Origin of the sequence: Pseudomonas agronomica (genome assembly GCF_025917275.1) — a bacterium.
Lineage (GTDB): Bacteria > Pseudomonadota > Gammaproteobacteria > Pseudomonadales > Pseudomonadaceae > Aquipseudomonas > Aquipseudomonas agronomica.
The window spans coordinates 1-8,407 of the sequence record NZ_JAOSHO010000217.1; the positions used below are offsets into that span (position 1 = coordinate 1).

The window sequence follows — 8,407 nt, forward strand, 5'->3', positions numbered from 1 at the left end:
GGCGCTCAAAGAACAAAGGAGGCTCCTATCAGGCGTTACCCGGTTCAGCGTCACCGCCTTCGGATTCGGTTGCGCTAGGCAGACGAATCGGACGAACCGGCACCACTGTCGAGATAGCGTGCTTGTAGACCATTTGGCTGACGGTATTTTTCAGCAGGATGACGAATTGGTCGAAAGACTCGATCGTGCCTTGCAGTTTGATCCCGTTGACCAGATAGATGGACACCCCAACTTTCTCTTTACGTAAAGTGTTCAAGTAAGGGTCTTGTAGCGAATGCCCTTTTGACATGTGCCGCACTCCTTTAAGGATCAATTATAAAATTCGGAATCAGATGGCTTGGGCCGTCACACCCCCAAGGATAGACGGCAATTGCAAGGACTCAGCTCAATATGGAGATGGTCCCGAGGTATTTCAAGGCGCGTGGCAGATTGTCGCAATCAAGACTGTCGAGCCAATGCAGGTCAATCCAGCTGCGCAGCCAGGTGAACTGGCGCTTCGCCAATTGACGCGTGGCGATAATCCCCCGCTCGCGCATCTCGGCTGACGTCAGCTTGCCGTCCAGGTAGTCCCAGACTTGTCGATAACCCACCGCACGTATAGACGGCAACCCGGCATGCAGGTCACTTCGCTCACGCAGGGCTACGACCTCGTCTATGAATCCCTGTTCCAACATTAATGTGAATCTTTGTTCAATTCGCCGGTGCAGCACTTGCCGGTCCGCCGGAGCGATGGCCAGATTCGCGACAGTATAGGGCAATTGTTGCAGTCCCGAAGCGGCTGCTTCAGTACTTTGCGCAGATTGTCGTTGCCGCAACGCCGTCATGCTCTGGCCGCTGACCCGATAAACCTCCAGGGCCCGGCTGAGTCGTTGCGGGTCGTTGGGGTGAATGCGCGCCGCCGACTCGGGGTCGATGGCCGCCAATTGCTCGTGCAGCGCTTGCCAGCCAAGGCGCGCGGCCTCTTCTTCGATCTGCGCGCGCACCTCGGGATCGGCCGCCGGCATGTCCGCCAATCCATCGACCAAGGCCTTGTAATACAGCATCGTGCCGCCCACCAGCAGCGGAATCTTGCCCCGCGCGGTGATTTCAGCCATGGCCTGGAGCGCATCACGCCGAAAATCCGCCGCCGAGTAGGCTTCGGCCGGGTCGAGGATGTCGATCAGCCGATGGGGAAACTCTGCCAGCAGTTCTTTCGATGGCTTGGCGGTGCCGATGTCCATGCCGCGGTAGACCAGCGCCGAATCAACGCTGATCAACTCGCAGGGCAAGACCTTGGTCAGCTCGATGGCCAGGTCGGTCTTGCCGGCGGCTGTCGGCCCCATCAGGAAAATCGCGGGGGGTAACTGGCTCATCAACGACCGCGCAGGAACAGTTTGTCCAGGTCGTCCAGGCCCAGTTGGGTCCAGGTCGGCCGGCCATGGTTGCATTGGCCACTGCGCTCGGTGTTTTCCATGTCCCGCAGCAGGCCGTTCATTTCCGGCAGGGCCAGGCGCCGGTTGGCGCGAATCGCACCGTGGCAGGCCATGGTCCCGAGCAATTCGTTCAAATGCGCCTGGATCCGGTCGCTAGTGCCGTATTCCATCAGGTCTGCCAGCACGTCGCTGACCAGGCGATTGGCCTCGGCCTGCTTTAACAAGGCCGGGATTTGCCGGATTGCCAGGGTTTCCGGGCCCAGGCGCTGCAATTCAAAGCCCAAGCGCTGGAACCAGCTCACGTGTTCTTCGGCGCAATCGGCTTCACGCTGGCTGACGGCCAGGGATTCGGGAACCAGCAGCGGCTGGCCGCTCAAGCCTTCGCTGGCCATGGCAATCTTCAGTCGCTCGTACATGATCCGCTCGTGGGCGGCGTGCATGTCCACCAGGACCAGGCCCTGGGCATTTTCGGAAAGAATGTAGATGCCCTTGAGCTGCGCCAGGGCATAACCCAGCGGCGGGATATCGCCCTGGCCGTCGGGCAACGCCGTCGCCGCGGTTTCAGGCAAAGGCTTGAAGAATTCGCGATACGCCGCCTGGGCCTCGGCCGCCGGCACATTCGACTGGGGACGCGGGGTGTATTGATATTGATAACCGCTGCCGGCCGTATTGAAGCTCGGTTGGGGCTGAGGTTGCTCCAGCAGTGCATGGGCTGCCAGGCGCATTTCACCCTGGGGGCCGAATTCGCCAGCCTCCAGCCCGGTTGGCCGGACCATGCCGGCCACCGCTGCCGGGGCCGCCAACTGGTCTTCGGGGCGCACATCGCCCAAGGCTCGGTGCAAGGTGCCATAGAGGAAATCGTGGACCATGCGCCCATCACGGAAACGCACTTCATGCTTGGTCGGGTGGACGTTGACGTCCACCACCGAAGGATCGACCTCGAAAAACAGCACGAAAGTCGGGTGCCGACCGTTGAACAGCACATCGCGATAAGCCTGGCGCACCGCGTGGGCCACCAGTTTGTCGCGCACCGCCCGGCCATTCACGTAGAAATATTGCAGGTCCGCCTGGCTGCGGGAGAACGTCGGCAAACCGACCCAACCCCACAGGTGCAGGCCATTGCGCTCCACCTCGATGGGCAACGCCTGTTCCAGGAACCCCGCACCGCACACCGCCCCCACGCGCCGGGCGCGGGCCGCATCGTCGCGGGCTTCGTGCAGGCTGAGGATGGTCTTGCCGTTGTGGCGCAGATGGAAGGCCACATCAAAACGCGCCAGGGCCAGGCGTTTGATGACTTCTTGCAGATGATCGAATTCGGTTTTCTCGGCCTTGAGAAACTTGCGCCGGGCCGGAGTATTGAAGAACAGGTCGCGCACTTCCACCGAAGTGCCCACCGGATGGGCGGCGGGCTGTACGTGCGAGGCCATGTCGCGGCCTTCGGTCTCGACCTGCCAGGCCTGGTCGGCGTCGCGGGTGCGGGACGTAAGTGTCAGACGCGACACCGAGCTGATCGACGCCAGCGCTTCGCCACGAAACCCCAGGCTCATGACCCGTTCGAGGTCTTCCAGGTCACGGATCTTGCTGGTGGCGTGACGCGCCAGGGCCAAGGGCAGGTCGTCAGCCGGAATGCCGCGACCGTCGTCGCGCACCCGCAACAGCTTGACCCCGCCCTGCTCGACATCCACGTCGATGCGCTTGGCCCCGGAGTCGAGGCTGTTTTCCAGCAACTCCTTGATCACCGATGCCGGACGCTCGACCACTTCACCGGCGGCGATCTGGTTCGCCAGCCGGGGGCTGAGCAGCTCGATACGGGCGTTGCTGCCGTTCGCTTCGTCACTCATTGCTTGGCCGCCACTTCAGTGCCCGGAATGGTCAGGGTCTGGCCAATCTTGAGTTCATCACTCTTGAGATCGTTGGCGCTGCGCAGGGTGGCGGGCGACACCTGGTAGCGCACGGCGATCATCGCCAGGGTTTCGCCCGGACTGACCCGGTGGTCCCGCGGCCCCTGGGCGATCTTGCCCGAATCGCGCAGCCAGGCAATGTAGGTGCCCGGCGGTGGATTCTGCTGGAAGAACTGCCGCACGCCACTGCTGATGGAACGGGCCAAGGCCTGTTGGTGGCTCGAAGACGACAGCTTCGAGGCTTCGTTGGCGTTGGAGATGAACCCGGTTTCCACCAGGATCGATGGGATATCCGGCGACTTCAGTACCATGAACCCGGCCTGCTCGACGCGCTGCTTGTGCAACGGTGTGACGCGGCCGATGTTGCTCAGGACCTTCTGGCCGACGTTAAGGCTGGAGGTCAACGAGGCCGTCATCGACAGGTCGAGCAGGACGCCGGCAAGCATCCGGTCCTTGTCGTCGAGGCTGACGTTGCCGGCACCGCCGATCAGGTCGGAACGGTTTTCGCTGTCGGCCAGCCAACGGGCAGTCTCGGACGTCGCGCCGCGGTCGGACAAGGCGAACACCGAGGCGCCGAATGCGGCGGCGGAAGGCGCGGCGTCGGCGTGAATGGAAACGAACAGGTCGGCGCCTTTCTTCCGGGCAATTTCGGTACGGCCGCGCAACGGGATGAAATAGTCGCCCGTGCGGGTCAATTCGGCGCGGAAGCCTTTCATGCCGTTGACCTGGCGCTGCAATTCCCGGGCGATGGACAGCACCACGTCTTTTTCGCGCTGTCCACGCGAACCCGAGGCGCCCGGGTCTTCGCCACCGTGGCCGGCGTCGATCACGACAATGATGTCGCGCTTGCCGGCCGGGGCCGGTGGCAGCTTGATCGCAGGTTCGGTCGGCGTCACCGGAACCGCAGGCACCGTGGCGACATTGGTCGGCGGCGGTGGCGGCGGTGCGGCGTCGGCCGGGTTGTCGAACAGATCGACCACCAGCCGGTTACCGTACTGGGCGTTCGGGGCCAGGGTGAAGCTCTTGGGTGTCACGGCTTTTTTCAGGTCGATGACCACCCGCAGGTCGGTCGGCGTACGCTGGGCCGAGCGCATTGCGGTAATCGGCGTGTTGGCGGTGGGCACGTTCAGCGGTGCGCCCAGGGTTGCACCGTTGATGTCGATCACCAGGCGATCCGGGGCGCTCAGGGTGAATACGCTGTGCTGCACCGGGCCTGTCAGGTCGAACACCAGCCGGGTATTGTCCGGCGCCCGCCACAGGCGAACGCTATTGACCTTTGTCTCAGCCACAGCATCGACGGCCAGTGCCGTAAGCAACAGTCCTACGACAGCAACCACCGCGCGAAAGCGCATACCAAACCCCATCATCTAATTAATTTTCCAAAGCCAAGGCGGCACACCACGACTCGCCACGCGAGCCTTGCGGTGTCAGTTTCAATGAACGCCCGCCGTTCTGCGCGCCAATGGTAATGGTCAGGTCAGGCTTTGGCAAAAAGCCTGCACCCTTCTGGGGCCATTCGATCAGGCACAAGGCGTCGTCTTCGAAATAGTCGCGTATACCGAGGAATTCCAACTCTTCGGGATCCACCAGTCGGTACAGGTCGAAATGGAAGGCGCGAACATCGCCGATCTCGTAGGGCTCGACCAAGGTGAATGTAGGACTCTTGACCGAACCGACATGGCCGAGACCACGAATGATGCCGCGGGACAGGGTCGTCTTTCCCGCGCCCAGGTCGCCTTCGAGAAAGATCAGGCCATGGCCTGCGGTGATCTGCGCGATGCAGGCACCCAATTGTGTCATGGCTTGTTCGTCCGCCACGTACAGGATTACTTCAGACACGGTGATTGCTCCTCCAACAACTGACGAATGGCCGGGATCAAATCGGTCGCCGCCAATCCTCGGCCCGCGCGACCGACCTGGACGCCGGCATTGGCATGCAGCCAGACCGCCAGGCAGGCGGCCTCGAATCCTTCCATTCCCTGGGCCAGCAAGGCGCCGACCACCCCGGCGAGCACATCCCCCAGGCCTGCGGTGGCCATGGCCGGATGGCCCTCGCCGCAGACCGCCAGGCGGCCGTCCGGGCTGGCGATCAGGCTGCCGGCGCCCTTGAGGATCACGGTGGCTGCATATTTTTTGCTCAATGCATGGGCCGCCGCCGGGCGATCGGCCTGCACTTGTGCGGTGGATATTCCCAGCAACCGCGCGGCTTCGCCCGGATGCGGGGTGATGACGCATTGCTCGGGCAGGCTGACCGCGCCGCCGCTCAGCAAGTTCAGCGCGTCGGCATCCCACACCTGGGGCAGCGACGCATTGGCCGCCGCCGACAGCAGGCTACGCCCCCAGGCGGCCTGGCCCAGGCCCGGGCCGACCACCAACACGCTGGCCTGCTTGAGCAAGCCCATCAGCTGGTTCGCCGAATGGGTGCCTTGCACCATCACTTCCGGCAGACGCACCAGCGCCGAGGCGACGTGCTCGCTGCGCGTTGCCATCGAAACCATGCCCGCGCCACAGCGCAGGGCGCTTTCAGCGCTCATCTGGATCGCGCCGCCAAACCCCCGGTCGCCACCAATCAACAGCACATGGCCGAACTTGCCTTTGTGGGACGTGGGGGATCGAGGCGCCAGACGCGGCAGATTGTGCGGCAAGAGCAATCGAGCGCTGGCAGGCGCCGACTCGACGAGGTCAGGGTCCGCGTGCAGGTCGTTGAACACCAGCTCACCCACCCGATCCGCTGCATCTCCGGTGAACAGGCCAAGCTTGAGGCCGATGAACGTCACGGTCAGGTCAGCCGCTACCGCAGTCCCCAGCACGCGACCGGTGTCCGCGCACAAACCAGAGGGGATATCCACCGCCGCCACCGGCAAACCGCTGACGTTGATCGTATCGATCGCCCGGACATACGGTTCGCGCACTTCGCCCGTCGTTCCCGTACCGAGCAAAGCGTCGAGCAATACACCGCGCAATTCGGAATCGTCCGCCCAGGGCTCTACCGGCACACCGACCGCTACGGCTTCGGCATGGGCATTGGCGGCGTCTCCCAGCAAGCGCCGGGGCTCGCCCACCGCCAGCACCCGCACCGACCAGCCGGCGCGGCGGGCCAAGGCGGCCACCAGATAACCATCACCGGCATTGTTGCCGTGGCCGGCCAACACGGTCAGCTCGGTCGCTTCGGGCCAGCGCCGGACGATCGCTCGCCAGGTGGCACGGGCGGCACGTTGCATCAATTCGAAGCCGCTGGTGCCCGCCGCGATGAGTTGTGCATCGAGGGCCCGGACCTGCGCGGCGCTGTACAGCGCGTCGGGAAAATCATCTTTAGTGTGCGGCATGCGTCTTCGGGCTCCGATGTCTGGCAGAATTATACGCATCTCAGCTCCGGTTTCTCTCGCCTCATGCCTGCCATTCCCACAGACCTTGCCACCCTCGCCCAATCCATCAAGGACTGGGGCCGCGAACTGGGCTTCCAGCAGGTCGGCATCAGCGGCCTGGACCTTGCCGAGCATGAGCAACATCTGCAACGCTGGCTCGAGGCCGGCTACCACGGCGAAATGGATTACATGGGCGCCCACGGCAGCAAGCGTTCGCACCCGGATGAACTGGTGCCCGGCACAGTGCGCGTGGTGTCCCTGCGCATGGATTACCTGCCGGGCGACACACAAATGGCGCAATTGCTTGGTGAGCCGGAAAAAGCCTACATCTCGCGTTATGCGTTGGGCCGCGATTACCACAAATTGATCCGTAAACGCGTGCAGCAACTGGCGGAAAAAATCCAGGCGGTCATCGGCCCTTTCGGCTACCGCGCCTTCGTCGACAGCGCGCCGGTGCTGGAAAAAGCCATTGCCGAGCAGGCCGGCCTGGGCTGGATCGGCAAAAACACCCTGGTATTGAACCGCAAGGCAGGCAGTTATTTTTTCTTGAGCGAGCTGTTTGTCGACCTGCCGCTGCCGGTGGATCCGCCCCACGGCACCGAGCATTGCGGAAAATGCACCGCCTGCCTGGACATCTGTCCTACCAATGCTTTCGTCGGCCCTTACGTATTGGATGCCCGGCGGTGCATTTCCTACCTCACCATCGAGCTGAAGAATGCCATCCCGGAAGAGCTGCGACCGTTGATCGGCAACCGGGTGTTCGGCTGCGATGACTGCCAGATCGTCTGCCCCTGGAACCGCTTCGCCCGGCCATCCGGCGAGAGCGATTTCAAGCCGCGCCATAACCTGGACAATGCAGCACTCGCCGAGCTGTTCCTGTGGGACGAGGAAAAATTCCTCAGCAGTACCGAGGGCTCGCCCTTGCGTCGCGCCGGTTACGAACGCTGGTTGCGCAACCTGGCGGTGGGCCTGGGCAATGCGCCATCAACGATTCCCGTACTGCAAGCACTGGAGGCTCGGCGCGACTATCCATCGGAGCTGGTGCGCGAACATGTGGAATGGGCATTGCGCCAACATGCCGAGCGTCAGACTTCGTCGTTATAGACGAACTTCGGCATCTCCCAGTGGAAGCGGATTGCCAGGAGCCGCAGCAGGAAACCGCCGAACAAGGTGATGAGGATCGCCTGCTCGTTCGGCAGTTGCAGGAAGACACACAACAGATAGCACCACGCCGCGGCGAACGAGACGCTGGCGTAGAGTTCGCGACGGAAGATCAACGGAATATCGTTACAGAAGATATCCCGCAGGATGCCGCCAAACACACCGGTAATCACGCCGCTGACCGAGGCCACCAACATGCCATGGCCCATTTCCAGGGCCGTCATGCAGCCGATCAGCGTGAACGCCACCAGGCCCACGGCGTCGAGCACCAGGAACAACGAGCGCAGGTGGCGCATCCAGCGCGCCAGGAACACCGTCAACATCGCCGCTGCGGTGGTCAGCACCAGGTATTCCGGATGCTTGACCCACGTCAGCGGGTAGTGACCGAGCAGCACGTCACGCACCGAGCCGCCGCCCAGCGCCGTGACACAGGCGATCAGCACCACGCCGAACCAATCCATGCCCCGCCGCCCGGCGGAGAGCGCGCCGGTCATGGCTTCGGCGGTAATGGCGATCAGATACAGCATCAGCAACATTGACAACGATCCTTGAAGAACGAGCACGTCTA

Annotated in this window: 8 protein-coding genes; 1 reads left to right on the top strand and 7 read right to left on the bottom strand. The window is 63.0% G+C overall.

What is annotated here, in order from left to right; genetic code table 11:
• Positions 1–28 precede the first annotated feature (28 nt).
• From hfq to OC610_RS16115, 6 genes are all read right to left on the bottom strand, one after another.
• The gene (hfq, locus tag OC610_RS16090) at positions 29–289 is read right to left on the bottom strand and encodes an RNA chaperone Hfq (RefSeq protein ID WP_003186419.1); all 261 of its coding nucleotides are present in this window, start codon (positions 287–289) and stop codon (positions 29–31) included.
• Between the two features lie 91 nt (positions 290–380).
• Positions 381–1,352: a tRNA (adenosine(37)-N6)-dimethylallyltransferase MiaA gene (miaA, locus tag OC610_RS16095; protein ID WP_264428994.1), complete on the bottom strand. Its 972-nt coding sequence runs from the start codon at positions 1,350–1,352 to the stop codon at positions 381–383.
• Positions 1,352–3,253: a DNA mismatch repair endonuclease MutL gene (gene mutL, locus OC610_RS16100; RefSeq protein ID WP_264428995.1), complete on the bottom strand. Its 1,902-nt coding sequence runs from the start codon at positions 3,251–3,253 to the stop codon at positions 1,352–1,354. The genes miaA and mutL overlap by 1 nt, the downstream gene beginning before the upstream one ends.
• The gene (locus tag OC610_RS16105) at positions 3,250–4,680 is read right to left on the bottom strand and encodes an N-acetylmuramoyl-L-alanine amidase (protein ID WP_269808006.1); all 1,431 of its coding nucleotides are present in this window, start codon (positions 4,678–4,680) and stop codon (positions 3,250–3,252) included. The genes mutL and OC610_RS16105 overlap by 4 nt, the downstream gene beginning before the upstream one ends.
• Before the next feature lie 4 nt (positions 4,681–4,684).
• A complete protein-coding gene (gene tsaE, locus OC610_RS16110; RefSeq protein ID WP_264428996.1) occupies positions 4,685–5,152 on the bottom strand; it encodes a tRNA (adenosine(37)-N6)-threonylcarbamoyltransferase complex ATPase subunit type 1 TsaE in 468 nt (155 codons plus the stop codon).
• Positions 5,140–6,639, bottom strand: coding sequence for an NAD(P)H-hydrate dehydratase (locus OC610_RS16115; protein WP_264428997.1), 1,500 nt, complete (start codon positions 6,637–6,639; stop codon positions 5,140–5,142). The genes tsaE and OC610_RS16115 overlap by 13 nt, the downstream gene beginning before the upstream one ends.
• Before the next feature lie 63 nt (positions 6,640–6,702).
• Between OC610_RS16115 and queG the strand changes: the two genes are divergently transcribed.
• Complete coding sequence (gene queG / locus OC610_RS16120) at positions 6,703–7,782, top strand: tRNA epoxyqueuosine(34) reductase QueG (protein WP_264428999.1); 1,080 nt, start codon at positions 6,703–6,705, stop codon at positions 7,780–7,782.
• On the opposite strand, the gene OC610_RS16125 is transcribed toward queG, so the two are convergent.
• Positions 7,764–8,375 (bottom strand): trimeric intracellular cation channel family protein, encoded by a 612-nt coding sequence (locus OC610_RS16125; RefSeq protein WP_030140169.1) that lies wholly within the window; start codon positions 8,373–8,375, stop codon positions 7,764–7,766. The two genes, queG and OC610_RS16125, sit on opposite strands and share 19 nt — an antisense overlap.
• Between the last annotated feature and the right edge of the window lie 32 nt (positions 8,376–8,407).